This is a genomic window from Herminiimonas sp., assembly GCF_030645555.1.
In the GTDB taxonomy this organism is placed as follows: domain Bacteria; phylum Pseudomonadota; class Gammaproteobacteria; order Burkholderiales; family Burkholderiaceae_D; genus Oxalicibacterium.
This window is the reverse complement of sequence record NZ_JAUSME010000046.1, coordinates 1-15,281: the sequence shown is the minus strand read 5'-3', so window position 1 is coordinate 15,281 and position 15,281 is coordinate 1. Positions and strand designations below refer to the sequence as shown.

Genomic DNA, 15,281 nt, shown 5'->3' with positions numbered 1-15,281 from the left:
TGGTGACCGAATGGGTCAAGGGCAAGACGCTGGATCAGGCACTGTCGATCAAGAATACGCAAATTGCCGAAGAACTCGCTTTGCCGCCAGTGAAAATCCACTGCTCGATTCTGGCAGAGGATGCGATCAAGGCGGCAGTAGAGGATTACAAGGCCAAGCATGGCGCGGCTGCATCGACAGCAGCGGCATAAGTTTGCTCAACGTCTGCGCACGGGCATGCCGATCACCGGATGTCTGCTGCGCGGCCAACGACAATCTTTTTGAACGAAGATCATGGCTATTACACTGACTGAAAAAGCAGCGAAACACATCAACCGCTATATGGAGCGGCGCGGCAAGGGCATAGGCTTGCGTTTCGGCGTGCGCACTACCGGCTGTTCCGGCCTGGCGTACAAGCTGGAATACGTGGATGAAAGCGCGGCTGAAGACAGCGTGTTTGAATCGCATGGCGTCAAGGTGTTCGTCGATCCGAAAAGCCTGCCCTACATCGATGGTACCGAACTCGATTTCGCCCGCGAAGGCTTGAATGAAGGCTTCAAGTTTCATAATCCTAACGTCAAGGATGAATGCGGTTGCGGCGAAAGTTTCCGTATTTGATGGCTGGCTGTGAGGGGTAATCCCGACAGCAGATGTTCCTTCCTGATTGAGCCTGTCGAATTTGCGCAGGCTCTTTTATTTGATGCACAGACAATCCCGGCAGTGCTGGCGTTGCAGTACAAGATGGTAGATAGCACAAGAAATGCAAAATCACTTCGACCTTTTTCAACTGCCGCAACGTTTTGCGATTGACCTGAGCGCACTTGATGGCGCCTATCACAACGTGCAGAACCAGGTGCATCCGGACAAGTTTGCCAGTGCGCCGGATGCCGAAAAGCGGGTGGCGATGCAATGGGCGACGCGCGCTAATGAAGCGTACAAGACCTTGAAAAGCCCGTTCAAGCGCGCGGCCTATTTGTGCGAATTGAATGGCGTTGATTTGCAGGTCGAATCGAATACGGCGATGCCGCTGGAATTCCTGATGCAGCAGATGGAGTGGCGTGAAGCACTCGATGATGCGCGCGCGCAGAAAAACCGGGATGAGCTGGATGCACTGGATGCCGCGATACGTGCCGCGCGCAAAACGGCGCTGGCACAGATAGCGCAGTTGCTGGATGCGGATGATTTCACGCAGGCCGCCGGACTGGTGCGGCAGCTGATGTTTCTGGAAAAATTTGCCGATGAAGTTTTGCATGCACTGGATGCGTTGCCTGACTGATCAGGCTCCATCTCCGCTGGCAATGCAGCGGTATTGAATAATGCGCTTACGCACCGATAATCATAAGATAAGTTACAAACGAATATGGCTCTTCTTCAAATCGCCGAACCCGGCATGTCCACCGCGCCGCATCAGCACCGTCTGGCAGTCGGCATAGACCTCGGCACCACCAATTCTCTCGTTGCCACGGTACGCAACAGCATTCCTGAAGTATTGACCGATGAAGAAGGGCGGCCGCTGTTGCCGTCCGTCGTGCATTATCTGGCCAGCGGCAATGCCCATATCGGCTACAAGGCGCAGGCGGCACAGAATGCCGATCCGAAAAACACGATCGTTTCAGTCAAGCGCTTCATGGGGCGCGGCTTGAAAGACATCGCGCATGTCGAAAACCTGCCTTACGATTTTCTCGATACGCCCGGCATGGTGCAGTTGAAAACCGTTGCCGGCGTAAAAAGCCCGGTTGAAATATCGGCAGAGATACTCGCAACCCTGCGCCAGCGCGCAGAAGATGCGCTGGGCGATGAACTGGTGGGCGCCGTGATTACGGTGCCGGCATATTTTGACGATGCACAACGCCAGGCGACCAAGGACGCTGCCAGGCTGGCAGGTTTGAATGTGCTGCGTTTGCTCAATGAACCGACCGCTGCGGCGATTGCCTACGGCCTCGACAATGGATCCGAAGGTGTGTTTGCCGTCTACGATCTGGGCGGCGGCACGTTTGACGTATCGATACTCAAGCTGACCAAAGGCGTGTTTGAAGTGCTGTCGACTGGCGGCGATTCTGCACTGGGCGGCGACGATTTCGATCATCGGCTGTTTTGCTGGATCATAGAGCAGGCGAAACTGGCGCCGCTGTCGGATCAAGACACCAGTGTGCTGATGGTCAAGGCGCGCGAAGCGAAGGAACTGCTGTCGTCGAAAGCGGAAACGCATATCGATGCATTCCTGGGTTCGGGTGAAAAAGTGCACCTCACCGTGACTGCCGCAGACTTTGTGCAAATGACACAGAACCTGGTTGCCAAGACCATCACACCGACGAAGAAAGCCTTGCGCGATGCCGACCTGACGGTTGACGATATCGATGGCGTCGTGCTGGTCGGCGGCGCTACGCGCATGCCGAATATACGCAAGGCAGTCGGCGATTTTTTCCAGTCCACGCCGCTGGCCAATATCGACCCCGATAAAGTGGTGGCGCTGGGTGCTGCGGTGCAAGCCAATCTGCTGGCGGGCAATCGTGCCGCCGGCGACGACTGGCTGCTGCTGGATGTGATTCCGCTCTCGCTAGGTATCGAGACCATGGGCGGGCTGGTGGAAAAAGTCATACCACGCAATTCGACGATACCCTGCGCACGCGCGCAAGAGTTCACGACCTTCAAGGATGGCCAGACGGCGATGGCGATCCATATCGTGCAGGGCGAGCGTGAGCTGGTGACGGATTGCCGCTCGCTGGCCAAATTCGAGTTGCGCGGCATCCCGCCCATGGCCGCTGGCGCGGCGCGCATACGCGTGACCTATCAAGTGGATGCGGACGGCCTGTTGTCGGTTTCGGCGCGTGAATTGCGTTCGGGCGTAGAAGCGTCGATCGAAGTGAAGCCTTCGTATGGGCTGGCTGACGATCAGATTGCGCAGATGTTGCAGGATTCATTCAAGTCGGCCGACATCGATATGGCGGCACGCGCCTTGCGCGAAGAGCAGGTGGAAGCAGAGCGCATCGTGCTGGCAACGCAATCGGCGCTGGATGCGGATGCCAACCTGCTGTCGGATGAGGAGCGCAAGGATGTCGTGGCGCTGCTGGAAGGCGTCAGGCAGGCTGCCGGCGGTGCCGATCATGCCGCCATCAAGGCGGCGGTCGATGCGCTGGCACAAGGTACGGAAGAATTTGCTGCGCGTAGAATGGATCGCAGCGTGCGTACTGCACTGTCCGGCAAGAAGCTGGATGAAATTTGATATATCGCTTTTCATCCATGTGGATGAAAAGCAGCTTGGCGTTGAAATTGGCAGGCAAAGGCCTGTCGAGATACCAGCGCCATAACATTTAAACTGTCGAGGTAATCAAGTGCCCCAAATCGTTGTTCTTCCCCACCATATTCTGTGCCCGGATGGCGCCGTGATTGATGCGCCAGCGGGTAAATCGATATGCGACGTTCTGCTTGAGAACGATATCGATATCGAACACGCATGTGAAAAATCCTGTGCCTGCACAACCTGCCACGTCATTGTGCGCGAAGGCTTCAGTTCGCTGAATGAAGCAGAGGATAAAGAAGAAGACTTGCTGGACAAGGCTTGGGGACTGGAAGCGTCGTCGCGTCTTTCATGCCAGGCCATCGTTGACAATGAAGATCTGGTAGTGGAAATCCCGCGCTACACGATCAATCACGCCAGTGAAAACCATTAAGGAGACTTGCGATGAAATGGACCGACACGATCCGCATTGCGGAAGAGTTGAACGATAAATTCCCGGACATCGATCCGCTGACGATACGCTTCACCGATTTGCACAAATGGGTGTGCGAGCTGGATGGCTTCGATGATGCGCCTGATCATTCAGGCGAGAAAATTCTGGAAGCCATACAAATGGCCTGGATAGAAGAAGCGCAATGATCTTTAGCTAAGTCAGTGCATCAGGCAATAAAAAAGAGCGGCGCATGCGCCGCTCTTTTTTATTCGACTACGCTGATGATCAGCGTGCGCGCAAATAGCCATCGACTACGCGTACACGATCGCCTGCGCTCCAGTTCGGCTGATTGTCATATGGGAAGGTGCGGATGTTCCCATCTTCCATGCGTACTCGCACTTCAAAGTTGGTTTCTGTACGCGTACGTTTTTCTATCTCATTGCCGGCAAAGCCGCCACCGACTGCGCCGGCAACTGTCGCCAGTTTGCGTCCGTCGCCATTGCCGACCTGATTACCCAGCACGCCGCCGAGTACCGCACCGGCAACCACGCCGACGCCGCTAGGCTTGGCGGCACCTTGCACCGAGCGTACCGACTCTACCCGTCCGCAGTCGTAGCAGATCTGTGCCTGGGCGACTTTGGTGGAACTGGTATCGCGCGCCTGGCCCTGATTGGCTGCCTTGGCGGCCGAGGCATTGCGCTCTGCATCCTTGCGCTTGGCCAGTTCGGCTTTTTCCTTGGCTTCTTTCGCTTCTGCTGCTTTTTCAGCGGCTTCTTTATCGAGTGCCGCAATCGCTTCTTTTTGCGAACCGGCGCTGTTTGAATTCGGCAGCATGCCTGTCATGGCAGCAACGCCGACCACGCTGAGCAGCAGTACGCCGATGGCGGCGGCTGCGACGAGGGGGTGTATGCGCTTGGTATTATTCTTGTTTTCCATAACGTTCTCCGAAAATTGATATGTGTTGTTGGTGTGGATAAAGTATTGCGTCGCCAGCGCCAAATAAAAAGCCTGAATCTGTGTCAGATGTAAGGCGATGTAACTAAGACCGGTCAAATGGCAATTAGTTGCCCAAATAAAAAAAGACTGCCTCAGCAGTCTTTTTTGTTTTCTTTCGACAACTTAATCTTCGCGTCGCAGATGCGGGAACAGCAGTACGTCGCGTATGTTCGGCGAGTCGGTGATGATCATCATCAGGCGATCGATGCCGATGCCGCAACCCCCGGCCGGCGGCATGCCGTATTCGAGTGCGCGTATGTAGTCGGCGTCGTAGTACATCGCTTCTTCGTCGCCGGCATCTTTCGCCGCGACCTGTGCATGGAAGCGCGCAGCCTGGTCTTCAGCATCATTCAACTCCGAGAAGCCATTGGCAATCTCGCGACCGACCATGAATAATTCGAAGCGCTCGGTAATGCCGGCCACCGTATCCGATGCACGCGCCAGCGGTGACACTTCAACCGGATAGTCGATGATATAGGTTGGCTCCCACAGTTGCGCTTCTGCAGTTTCTTCAAACAGCGCCAGTTGCAAGGCACCCAGACCGGCATTCACAAACGGCTTGACGCCGAATTTCTTCAGTTCTGCCTTGATGAAGTCGGTATCGTTGAGCTGTTCCGTCGTATAGCCGGGAGCGTACTTGTTGATCGCTTCAACTATCGTCAAGCGATGGAAGGGTTTGGCCAGATCCAGTTCGCGACCGCCGTAGCTCAGTGTTGCGGTACCGTGTGCATCGATCGCCGCCTGGCGTATCACTGCTTCGGTGAAATCCATCAGCCATTTGTAGTCGGTGTACGCGGCATAGAATTCCATCATCGTGAATTCCGGATTGTGGCGTATCGATACGCCTTCATTGCGGAAGTTGCGATTGATTTCGAACACGCGATCGAAGCCGCCGACCACCAGGCGTTTCAGGTACAGCTCAGGCGCGATACGCAAAAACATTTGCATGTCGAGCGCATTGTGATGGGTAGTGAAAGGCTTGGCTGCCGCACCGCCCGGTATCGTGTGCAGCATCGGCGTTTCCACTTCCATGAATTCATTCTTTTCCATGAAGCGGCGGATCGACGAGATCGCAGCGGTACGCGCCTTGAAGGTACGGCGTGTTTCCTCATTCATGATCAGATCGACGTAGCGCTGGCGATACTTGGTTTCCTGATCAGCAAGGCCATGGAATTTATCCGGCAACGGACGCAGCGATTTGGTGATCAGGCGCAGTTCACTGACCTTGATCGTCAACTCATCAGTCTTGGTCTTGAACAGCGTGCCGCTGACGCCGAGGATGTCGCCGAGGTCGTAATGATGCAGCGCCGCCATCGCAGCTTCACCGGTCAGGTCTAGCGTTGCGTAGATCTGGATGCGGCCATCGGCCTTCGGTCCGGAGGCATCCTGCAGCGTGGCAAATGCAGCTTTCTTGCCTGCTTCACGTTTCAACATCATGCGGCCTGCCAGTACAACGGCGATCGGCTCGGCTTCCAGTTCTTCGCGTGTCTTGCTGCCGTACTGCGCGTGCAAATCAGCTGCCTTGTGCTGCGGGCGGAAGTCGTTAGGGAAGGCGATGCCTTGTTCGCGCAAGGCGCTCAGCTTGGCGCGGCGCTCAGCGATGATTTTATTTTCGTCGATAGGTAACGCTGCGTCGTCGTTGTGCGTAGTCATGGAAGGCAACAATCTAAATGTGAATGCAATAAATAAAAAACAATAAGCGTACAGAAAGGGCGTGGAGGTATTACACGCCTTGCTTCAGCGATGCCGCGATGAAGTCATCCAGGTCGCCATCGAGCACGGCCTTGGTATTGCCGGTTTCAAAGTTGGTACGCAAATCCTTGATGCGGGATTGATCCAGCACGTAGGAGCGGATCTGGTGGCCCCAGCCGACATCGGTCTTCGAGTCTTCCAGCTTTTGCTGTTCGCTCATGCGGTTGCGCAATTCCAGCTCAAACAGTTTGGCTTTGAGCATGTCCCACGCTTCAGCCTTGTTGCGATGTTGCGAGCGGTCATTCTGGCACTGCACGACGATGCCGGATGGACCGTGCGTCAGACGTACCGCAGAGTCGGTTTTGTTGATGTGCTGACCGCCGGCGCCGGATGCGCGGTAGGTATCGATACGCACATCAGCCGGGTTAATGTCGATCTCGATCGAATCATCGACTTCCGGATAGACGAACAGGCTGCAGAATGAAGTATGACGACCGTTGGCGGAATCGAACGGCGACTTGCGCACCAGGCGATGCACGCCGGTTTCAGTGCGCAGGAAGCCGTAGGCATAATCGCCTTCAACCTTGAGTGTCGCGGTTTTGATCCCGGCGACTTCACCGTCTGACTGTTCAAGGATTTCGACCTTGAAGCCCTTGCGCTCGCAATAACGCAGATACTGACGCAGGATCATCGAGGCCCAGTCCTGCGCCTCGGTACCGCCGGCGCCTGCCTGGATATCGATGAAGCAGTTGTTCGCATCCATAGGATGGTTGAACATGCGGCGGAATTCCATGCCTTCAACCAGCGTCAGCAAGCCCTGCGCATCGGCTTCGATGGCTTCTATCGTCTCTTCGTCTTTTTCTTCGCGCGCCATCGCGAACAGGTCGCGCGCGTCGCTCAGATCGCCGTCGATCTTGATCAGCGTATAGACGATGTTTTCCAGCGATTTCTTTTCCTTGCCGAGTTCCTGGGCGCGTTTCGGGTCGTCCCAGACTTTCGGGTCATCCAGTTCGCCGTTGACCTGGTCTAGTTTCTCTGACTTGATATCGAAGTCAAAGATACCTCCGAAGTTCGGTCGCACGAGTCGTGAGGTCGGCGAGCAGGGATTCGAGGGAATTTAAGCGTTCAGCTTCCATGATATTTTCTTATGCAATCAAACCGCACATTATACTCGAGCTACAGTGCGCTTTTAAGCCCATTGCGAGGGTAAGCTTGCCTGCTGCGTCGTTTTGCCGTTTTACCGTCTTCTTCCGATACGTATTGTTAAAGGGGTAATGAATATGCAGTGGTCGCGACGGGTTTGTACATGTTTGTGCGTGTGTGCCGCATTGGCTGGCTGTTCGACGACGTCGGCGCCGCGCGGGGAGGTCAAGGGTATGGCTGCCAGCGGCAGCGAAATGGTGCAGTCCGATGCCAACCGCATCGCCACCATAGGCATGCGGGACAATCTGGCCAGCCTGTATCTGTTGATGGACAAGCTGTACCGACGCAATCCGGCCGAGTGGAAAAAAACCGCCGCCAGTCGCGAAGAAAGCGTCAAACGCGTGCGCGAGGCGATCGAACAACGCCAGCCATGGCCGGGATTGCAGGGGCAGCGCGATATCAAGGCGCTGTCGCTGGCGCTGAATCCGGACTTTGGCGGCGATCGCGTGGCCGCATTCATTTATGCTGCTGCCGACATGATCATCACCGCGCACGACGGCAGGACCGAATTCTTCCTGATAGACGGCCTGGATGCCCAGCATCTTTACAACGCGGCGCGCAATATTGAAATTGCCGTCTGGCTGATGGGAAGCCGTCGCGATGCGGCAGGCAAGGTACTGTTGCTGTCCGACGATATCAGCGGGGCCGGACGCAATCTGAGCTTCGAGCGCGAATTCGGCAAGGTGGTCGGGCGGCTCGATTTGCTGGCAACTTTCGTCACCGAAAAATACCGGCGCGTCGGCATCACTTATGTACAAAATCTGCTCGGGGCATCGTTCCTGCAATTCCTGCCGGTACGTTGAGGGATCGCCACTACCTGTCGTGTTGGATCAAACAGCCGCTTCGGCATGCTCGACCAGCAACTGCACCCGCGTCACGCCATTGAATTCATTGGCATCGAGCCGGTAGGCGACCCTGGCCAGGTTCGGCAGCGAATCGATATGGCCAAACCAGATCGCATCAAAGCGCTGGCCATCCTTTTCCAGCGTCAGCTTCAGATGGCGCTCCTTCAGGATGCGCTGGTTGACGACGCGGAATTCATCGCAAAACAGCGGCGGCGCAAAGCCCTGGCCCCAGACTTGCGCTTCCATCAATTCGATGAATTGCGTCGTGAAGTAGGCCGATTCGAGCGGGCCGTCGGTTTCGATGACGCGCTCCAGCTGATTCTGGCTTAACCAATCCTTGCCGACGGCTTCAAAAGCCTTGGTGAATGCATCCAGCGCATCGGCGCGTATCGTCAGACCGGCCGCCATTGCGTGGCCGCCGAATTTATCGATCAAGGTTGGTGCGTGCTTGGATACCAGATCCAGTGCATCGCGCAAATGGAAGCCGGCAATCGAGCGGCCTGAACCCTTGATCCAGCCATCGCCGGCGTCGGCAAAGGTGATCGTCGGGCGATAAAACTTGTCCTTGAGCCTGGATGCAACGATGCCGATCACGCCCTGATGCCAGGTCGGGTCGAACACGCTGATTGTGCTGTTGTCTTGCGGATTGAAATTTTCCAGCAGCGTGAGCGCAGTGTCCTGCATGTCGGCTTCTATGCTGCGGCGTTCGCGGTTGATTTCATCGAGTTGCTGTGCGATGGCCCAGGCACGGCCTTCATCGTCGGTGGTCAGGCATTCGATACCGAGCGACATGTCGGCCAGCCTCCCGGCGGCATTGAGGCGCGGACCGAGTGCAAAACCGAGGTCGAATGGTGAAGCACGGCGTGCTTCACGGCCGGCGGCGCGGAACAGTGCGGCAATGCCGACGTGCATGCGGCCGGCGCGCATGCGCTTCAAGCCCTGCGCGACGAGGATGCGGTTGTTGGCGTCGAGCTTGACGACGTCGGCGACAGTGCCGAGTGCCACCAGGTCGAGCAGCGCATCCAGCTTGGGCTGGGTTTGCGCATCGAAGATGCCGCGCTTGCGCATTTCTGCGCGCAAGGCCAGCAACACATAAAACATCACGCCCACGCCAGCCAGGTTCTTGCTCGGAAAGCCGCAATCCGGTTGATTCGGGTTCACGATCACGCGCGCCTTGGGCAAGGTGTCGGCCGGCAAATGGTGATCGGTGACGACCACATCGATGCCGCGCCGGTTGGCTTCAGCCACGCCATCTATGCTGGCGATGCCGTTGTCGACGGTGACGATGATGTCGGGCGATTTTTCCCGCACCGCGAGGGCGACGATTTCCGGCGTCAAGCCGTAACCGTACTCGAAGCGGTTAGGCACGATGAAATCGACGATCGCGCCCATGGAACGCAAGCCGCGCAGCGCAACTGCACAGGCGGTCGCGCCATCGCAATCATAGTCGGCGACGATCACCAGTTTCTTTTTTGCAGCGATTGCATCAGCCAGAAAGACTGCGGCAACATCGATGTGCAGCAAACCCGGCGGCGGAATCAGTGCCGTCAGTTCGCTGGTCAAATCCTTCAGGTCGAGCAAGCCGCGCGCGGCATACAAACGCGCCATGACAGGATGCAGCCCGCTTTGACGCAGGCGTTCGGCATCGCGGAAAGGGTAGGGGCGGGTGGCTATGCGTGTCATGGCGCCAGCCTTGCCAGCGAGGGCTTGCGCCAGAATTTGCGCAACGATGATTTGCTGGTCACCAGACTTGTATGGGCTGTGTTGTGGCTGATCGTGAGCGTGAGGCGGTCGAGCTGGCCGTTCCTGATTGCATCCAGCAGTGGCGCAAACCATTGCGCTTCCATTACCTGAAAGCGCAGCAGCCATTCCGACCAGTCGGCCGCCAGTGCGGCTTCTGTCAGGTGGTCTAGCATCAGCAAGCCATGCTGCGCCCGGGCATTGATCAGCTCGGCTGCCGACGCCACTGCTATCTGCCTGGAAGCCACGGCTGCAAACGGTAGTCGCGCATCTGAAAAAGTGAACGTTTCTTCAAATTTTGTCGATGTGCCGGCTGTTCCGCTTGCGGTGCCGGCCCACAGCCAGACCGAGTTGACCGGCTTCAGGCCGAGCGCTTCGCGCTGATCGTTGACCGGATGCGCATGCCAGTGCATCTGGATTTCATTTTGCAGGCGACGCCATTCGCGGGCGCTGTCTCCTTGCGGCATCCAGATATCGATGTTGTGGCCGCATGCGGCATCCGGCGTGGATGTCTGCAGCGCGTGCCAGTCGTCGGCGCGCAGGAACCATGTCTGCGCATCGCCGTAGCGCAGCGTCTTGCCGGATTCTTCAAACAGGCTGTAAGCGATATCGAACAGGGTGCGCGCATCCTGTTCTGCCAGCATGAGCTGGCGCAGGTCTGTCAGTACCAGATGGTCGCGTGCGACATGCAAATGCACCGGTTGCAAAATGAACCATACGCCTGCTTCGGCCGGCAGATTGAAGCTTTGCATCGCGCTTGCCGCCAGCGCCGGGCTGGTAGCGTGGCTGGATTGAGTGGGCAAGCCGAATTGCCTGGCCAGCCAGTTTTCATGCGGTAAGGCGCGCGAAAAGCCGTCCGACAATTGATGCTCGGTAAGGCTGGCACGCGCCAGCAGGGTGGCGAGCGCCGGCATCTTCAGTTCGCGCAACAGGTCGCGCGCCATTTCCTGCGGCGGCATGGCAAACGGCAATAGGAGTTCAAGTTGAGTCATGCCGAGATTGTAGGGCAAGGATGCCCGGATCGCTGCGGCAAATAAAAATGCCACCCGCAGGTGGCATCATCAAAACCTGTTACATGCTATCGGCGCACGCCGCGGTGATGGCGGCATGCGCGTTCGCTGAACTGGCGTGAGCCATCGCGGCAACGTACGTGTGGTCGCTGTTTTGCATGGCGGCGTTCGCGCACGATAGGGCGCTCCTGCACGATGATGACGGGACGATCATTGCGCATGTCCGGCCCTGGACGCCAGGGTTCGCTGTGCGGCATGTCAGTGCGCTGCGGTGCTGGATAGTTTTGGGCTTGCGACAAGGGGCTGAACGCGGCTAGCAATGCGGCAATGGCGAAGATTTTTTTCATGGTAATCCCTTGGTGAGGTGGAAAAGCTGAATCGATTATCTGGGTCTTTGCCTGGTTTGCCGATTACACAAACATGTATTTGCATGTAGGTGGAACGGAAGCGGCATTCATGATGTCAGCTATGGCTGCGCTGCTTGCAGCGTGGCGTGTGGCGCGCCGGCAGATGGCGTGATTGTCTATTTCAAGCGCGAGCTTTGCTGATGCCTGCGAATGTATGGCAAACTGCGTGCTGCATTCAGGAGCCTTTCATTGAGCATCATAAAAAATCTATCTTTCGAGTGGCTGGTCGGCATACGCTATACGCGCGCCGGACGACGTAGCGGTCGTAACAGCTTCATTTCATTCATCTCGCTGATTTCGATGGCTGGCATCGCGCTGGGCGTGGCCGCCCTGATTATCGTGCTGTCGGTGATGAACGGCTTCCAGAAAGAAGTGCGCGATCGCATGCTGTCGGTGCTGTCGCACATAGAAGTATTCGATGTGCAAGGCGCGCTGCCGGACTGGCAGGCGACGGCGCGCGAAGCAATGCAAAACAAGGAAGTGCGTGGTGCCGCACCCTATGTGGATGCGCAGGCGATGATGACGCGCGATGAGACGCTGCGCGGCGTCGCGGTGCGCGGCGTGTTGCCGGATCAGGAGCCCAAGGTGTCGGATGTGGCATCGCAGGTCAAGCAGGGCAGCCTGGATGATTTGCGGGCTGGCGAATTCAATATCGTGCTCGGCAATGAACTGGCGCGCGGCATGCATGCCGAACTCGGCAGCAAGGTCACGATGATTGCGCCGCAGGGACAGGTGACGCCGGCGGGCGTGATTCCACGGCTCAAGCAATTCAATGTGGTCGGCATATTCGATTCCGGGCATTTCGAGTACGACTCGACGCTGGCCTTCATCCATATCGACGATGCGATGACGATGTTCAAGCTGGGTGCGCCATCCGGCTTGCGCCTGAAGATAGAAGACATGCAGCGTGCGCCGCAGGTGGCGATGGATTTGACGCGCGTGCTGAGCGGCGATGTGTATGTGCGTGACTGGTCGAAGCAGAATCGCAACTGGTTTGCTGCGGTACAAACCGAGAAGCGCATGATGTTCATCATCCTGACGCTGATCATCGCAGTTGCCGCATTCAATCTGGTTTCTACGTTGGTGATGACGGTGACCGACAAGCAGGCCGACATTGCGATCCTGCGCACGCTGGGCGCATCGCCGGCTTCCATCATGAAGATATTCATGATTCAGGGCGCGCTGGTTGGCTTGATAGGCACCGCGATAGGCGTGGGCGGCGGTGTATTGATAGCATTGAATATCGATGTCATCGTGCCGTTCATAGAGCGCCTGCTGCATGTACAGTTTTTACCCAAGGATATTTATCTGATCAGTTCCTTGCCATCCGACCTGCGCTGGCCCGATGTGTGGACGATAGGCGGCGTGGCGGTAGTACTGGCATTTCTGGCGACGCTGTACCCGAGCTGGTGGGCTGCCCGCGTAAAACCTGCGGAGGCATTGCGTTATGAGTGAACATGTACTGGCTTGCCGCGACCTTGCGAAGACTTTTACGCAGGGCAAATATGCGGTCAATGTATTAAGCGGCGTGAACCTGGATATCGTCAGGGGCGAGCGTGTGGCGATCATAGGCGCGTCTGGTTCGGGCAAATCGACCTTGCTGCATTTGCTGGGCGGGCTGGATACGCCCAGCGCTGGCACCGTCACCTTGCTGGGGCAGGACTTCGCCAGCCTGGATGAAAAGACGCGCGGCAATGTGCGCAACAAATCGCTGGGCTTCGTCTATCAATTCCATCATCTGCTGCCGGAATTTTCCGCGCTGGATAATGTGGCGATGCCCTTGATGATACGGCGCATGCCGCGCGCGCAGGCGCATGAAGCGGCCCGGGCGATACTGGAGCGCGTCGGCTTGTCGCATCGCGTCACGCATGTGCCGGGTGAGTTGTCGGGCGGCGAGCGTCAGCGTGTCGCGCTGGCACGGGCGCTGGTGACGCAACCGGCATGCGTGCTCGCCGATGAGCCAACCGGCAATCTGGATCGCCATACTGCGCAAAAGACATTTGATCTGATGCTGGAACTGTCGCATACCCTGGGTACCGCCTTCGTCATCGTCACGCATGATGTCGAGCTGGCCACGCATTGCGACCGCATCCTGCGCCTGTCTGATAACGGCTTGCAACCCTACAGCGATTGACTATTTCTGGAGCCTTGAGCTGGATGATGGTTATGCGCATGCGCCTTTACTGTTGGACTGTCCTGGCCTGATATGTGGATAGATACCCACTGTCATCTGGATGCCGCTGAATTCGCGGCAGAACAAGACACTGTTGCCGCGCAAGCGCTGCAATTAGGCGTGTCGATGATCGTGATACCGGCAGTCGCGCGCGACAACTTCGCCACGGTGGCCGCGCTTGCGCATCAACATGCGCATTGCAGTTATGCGCTGGGCATACACCCTGTTTTCGTGCCGCAGGCAGAAGAGAGCGACCTTGCCGCCTTGCGCGAGACAGTTGCGCTGGCCATGGCCGATCCACGCTTCGTCGCCATCGGTGAAATCGGCCTGGATTTTTTCATCCCTGCATTGACGACCCCGGCGCTGCGCGAAAAGCAGGAATTCTTTTACGCAGAACAGTTGAAGATCGCACGCGATTTCGGCTTGCCGGTATTGCTGCATGTGCGCAAATCGCAGGACAGCATCCTCAAGTATCTGCGCCGCATCAAGGTCGCCGGCGGCATTGCGCATGCATACAATGGCAGTTTCCAGCAAGCGCAAACTTTCATCGAGCTGGGCTTCAAGCTGGGTTTTGGCGGCGCGATGACGTACACGCGGGCGCTGCAGATCAGGCGCCTGGCGACTACCTTGCCGATCGAGGCTATCGTGCTGGAAACCGATGCGCCCGACATGTCGCCGGCCTGGCTGCATCCGCAACGCAATAGCCCGGAACAATTGCCGCGCATAGGCCAGGCGCTGGCTGAACTGCGCGGCATCTCAGTCGAGGCGGTGGCGCAACTTACTGCTGCAAATGCGCTGGTTGCGATGCCGCGTCTGGGCGTACTCCTCTAAGCCGGCGATGCGCAGCGCGATCATAGGCTTGGTCGTCGGCATCATCGTGTTGCAAATGCAGGCATCCCTGCCGCACTATTCCTTCATCATTCTTTTAATTGCGGCAGCCTGCCTGCTGGCAGTGCTCAGTCGTAGCTCTCACTCCAGGAAATCAAGAATCCCCTTGCTGGCAACGATGGGCGCAATGCTGGGTTTCGCCTGGGCCGTCCTGTTTGCCCACTATTATCTGGCGCAGGAATTGCCCAGGGAAGTGGAGGGGCAGGATATCAAGGTGGTGGGCACGATAGCCAACCTGCCCAACTATTTCGAACGTGGTGTGCGCTTCAATTTCCTGGTTGAAAAAGTATTGCCGACCGAGGGCGCGGCGCCTGTCCTTCCATCCAGACTGGCCTTGTCCTGGTATTCCGCTTTCGGCACAGATGAAATACAGGATGTGCGTGAAGTGCATGCCGGCGAGCGCTGGCAATTTACCGTTCGCCTGCGCCGTCCGCACGGCAACGCGAATCCTCACGGCTACGATTATGAGATGTGGCTGCTTGAACAAAATATCCGCGCGACCGGCTATGTGCGTCCAGCCCCGGGTAACGTCCGGCTGGATAGTTTTGTTTTCAGTTTCAACAATGTCGTCGAGCGTAGTCGCGGCTGGTTGCGTGCGCGTATACAAACGGCCTTGCGCGACCAGCCTTACGCAGGCGTGATCGTGGCGCTGGTGGTCGGCGACCAGCGCGCCGTCA

At 57.3% G+C, this 15,281-nt stretch carries 17 protein-coding genes; 11 read left to right on the top strand and 6 right to left on the bottom strand.

The annotated features are described in order from the left end of the window. From Q7T06_RS02055 to iscX, 6 genes are all read left to right on the top strand, one after another. Positions 1-191 (top strand): iron-sulfur cluster assembly scaffold protein (locus Q7T06_RS02055; RefSeq protein WP_304779301.1); only part of this gene is annotated, 191 nt, incomplete at its 5' end. An 82-nt stretch (positions 192-273) separates the two neighbouring features. Next, positions 274-597: an iron-sulfur cluster assembly protein IscA gene (gene iscA, locus Q7T06_RS02050; protein ID WP_188380224.1), complete on the top strand. Its 324-nt coding sequence runs from the start codon at positions 274-276 to the stop codon at positions 595-597. Between the two features lie 142 nt (positions 598-739). Beyond that, positions 740-1,255 (top strand): Fe-S protein assembly co-chaperone HscB, encoded by a 516-nt coding sequence (gene hscB, locus Q7T06_RS02045; protein WP_304779293.1) that lies wholly within the window; start codon positions 740-742, stop codon positions 1,253-1,255. An 84-nt stretch (positions 1,256-1,339) separates the two neighbouring features. After that, a complete protein-coding gene (gene hscA, locus Q7T06_RS02040; RefSeq protein WP_304779289.1) occupies positions 1,340-3,202 on the top strand; it encodes a Fe-S protein assembly chaperone HscA in 1,863 nt (620 codons plus the stop codon). Positions 3,203-3,311: 109 nt separating this feature from the next. Then, positions 3,312-3,650 (top strand): ISC system 2Fe-2S type ferredoxin, encoded by a 339-nt coding sequence (gene fdx / locus Q7T06_RS02035; protein ID WP_304779285.1) that lies wholly within the window; start codon positions 3,312-3,314, stop codon positions 3,648-3,650. An 11-nt stretch (positions 3,651-3,661) separates the two neighbouring features. Continuing rightward, positions 3,662-3,856 (top strand): Fe-S cluster assembly protein IscX, encoded by a 195-nt coding sequence (gene iscX / locus Q7T06_RS02030; protein WP_304779282.1) that lies wholly within the window; start codon positions 3,662-3,664, stop codon positions 3,854-3,856. A gap of 79 nt (positions 3,857-3,935) precedes the next feature. Here the strand turns inward: iscX and Q7T06_RS02025 are convergent, their stop codons facing one another. From Q7T06_RS02025 to prfB, 3 genes are all read right to left on the bottom strand, one after another. Further along, a complete protein-coding gene (locus Q7T06_RS02025) occupies positions 3,936-4,586 on the bottom strand; it encodes a glycine zipper 2TM domain-containing protein (RefSeq protein WP_304779279.1) in 651 nt (216 codons plus the stop codon). 183 nt (positions 4,587-4,769) lie between these two features. Next, entirely contained in the window at positions 4,770-6,299 is a 1,530-nt protein-coding gene (lysS, locus tag Q7T06_RS02020) for a lysine--tRNA ligase (protein WP_304779278.1), read from the bottom strand. A 70-nt stretch (positions 6,300-6,369) separates the two neighbouring features. Beyond that, positions 6,370-7,474, bottom strand: a protein-coding gene (gene prfB / locus Q7T06_RS02015) for a peptide chain release factor 2 (RefSeq protein ID WP_304779275.1) whose coding sequence is annotated in 2 segments (ribosomal slippage) — positions 6,370-7,392 and positions 7,394-7,474 — 1,104 coding nt in all. Because the reading frame shifts where the segments join, the coding sequence is not laid out codon by codon here. Between the two features lie 144 nt (positions 7,475-7,618). On the opposite strand from prfB, the gene Q7T06_RS02010 reads away from it, so the two are divergent. Next, on the top strand, positions 7,619-8,344 hold the full coding sequence (locus Q7T06_RS02010; RefSeq protein WP_304779305.1) for a hypothetical protein: 726 nt from the start codon (positions 7,619-7,621) through the stop codon (positions 8,342-8,344). Between the two features lie 27 nt (positions 8,345-8,371). On the opposite strand, the gene recJ is transcribed toward Q7T06_RS02010, so the two are convergent. From recJ to Q7T06_RS01995, 3 genes are all read right to left on the bottom strand, one after another. After that, a complete protein-coding gene (recJ, locus tag Q7T06_RS02005) occupies positions 8,372-10,069 on the bottom strand; it encodes a single-stranded-DNA-specific exonuclease RecJ (protein ID WP_304779272.1) in 1,698 nt (565 codons plus the stop codon). Beyond that, on the bottom strand, positions 10,066-11,118 hold the full coding sequence (locus tag Q7T06_RS02000; protein WP_304779269.1) for a hypothetical protein: 1,053 nt from the start codon (positions 11,116-11,118) through the stop codon (positions 10,066-10,068). The genes recJ and Q7T06_RS02000 overlap by 4 nt, the downstream gene beginning before the upstream one ends. A gap of 86 nt (positions 11,119-11,204) precedes the next feature. Then, on the bottom strand, positions 11,205-11,483 hold the full coding sequence (locus Q7T06_RS01995) for a hypothetical protein (protein WP_304779266.1): 279 nt from the start codon (positions 11,481-11,483) through the stop codon (positions 11,205-11,207). A 249-nt stretch (positions 11,484-11,732) separates the two neighbouring features. On the opposite strand from Q7T06_RS01995, the gene Q7T06_RS01990 reads away from it, so the two are divergent. From Q7T06_RS01990 to Q7T06_RS01975, 4 genes are all read left to right on the top strand, one after another. After that, positions 11,733-12,998, top strand: a complete 1,266-nt coding sequence (locus Q7T06_RS01990; protein ID WP_304779261.1) for a lipoprotein-releasing ABC transporter permease subunit — start codon at positions 11,733-11,735, stop codon at positions 12,996-12,998. Beyond that, positions 12,991-13,677, top strand: coding sequence for a lipoprotein-releasing ABC transporter ATP-binding protein LolD (gene lolD, locus Q7T06_RS01985; RefSeq protein ID WP_304779258.1), 687 nt, complete (start codon positions 12,991-12,993; stop codon positions 13,675-13,677). Before Q7T06_RS01990 ends, lolD begins: the two co-directional genes overlap by 8 nt. Before the next feature lie 72 nt (positions 13,678-13,749). Then, on the top strand, positions 13,750-14,547 hold the full coding sequence (locus Q7T06_RS01980; RefSeq protein WP_304779256.1) for a TatD family hydrolase: 798 nt from the start codon (positions 13,750-13,752) through the stop codon (positions 14,545-14,547). A gap of 7 nt (positions 14,548-14,554) precedes the next feature. Then, on the top strand, positions 14,555-15,281 hold a 727-nt coding region (locus Q7T06_RS01975; protein WP_304779254.1), incomplete at its 3' end, for a ComEC/Rec2 family competence protein.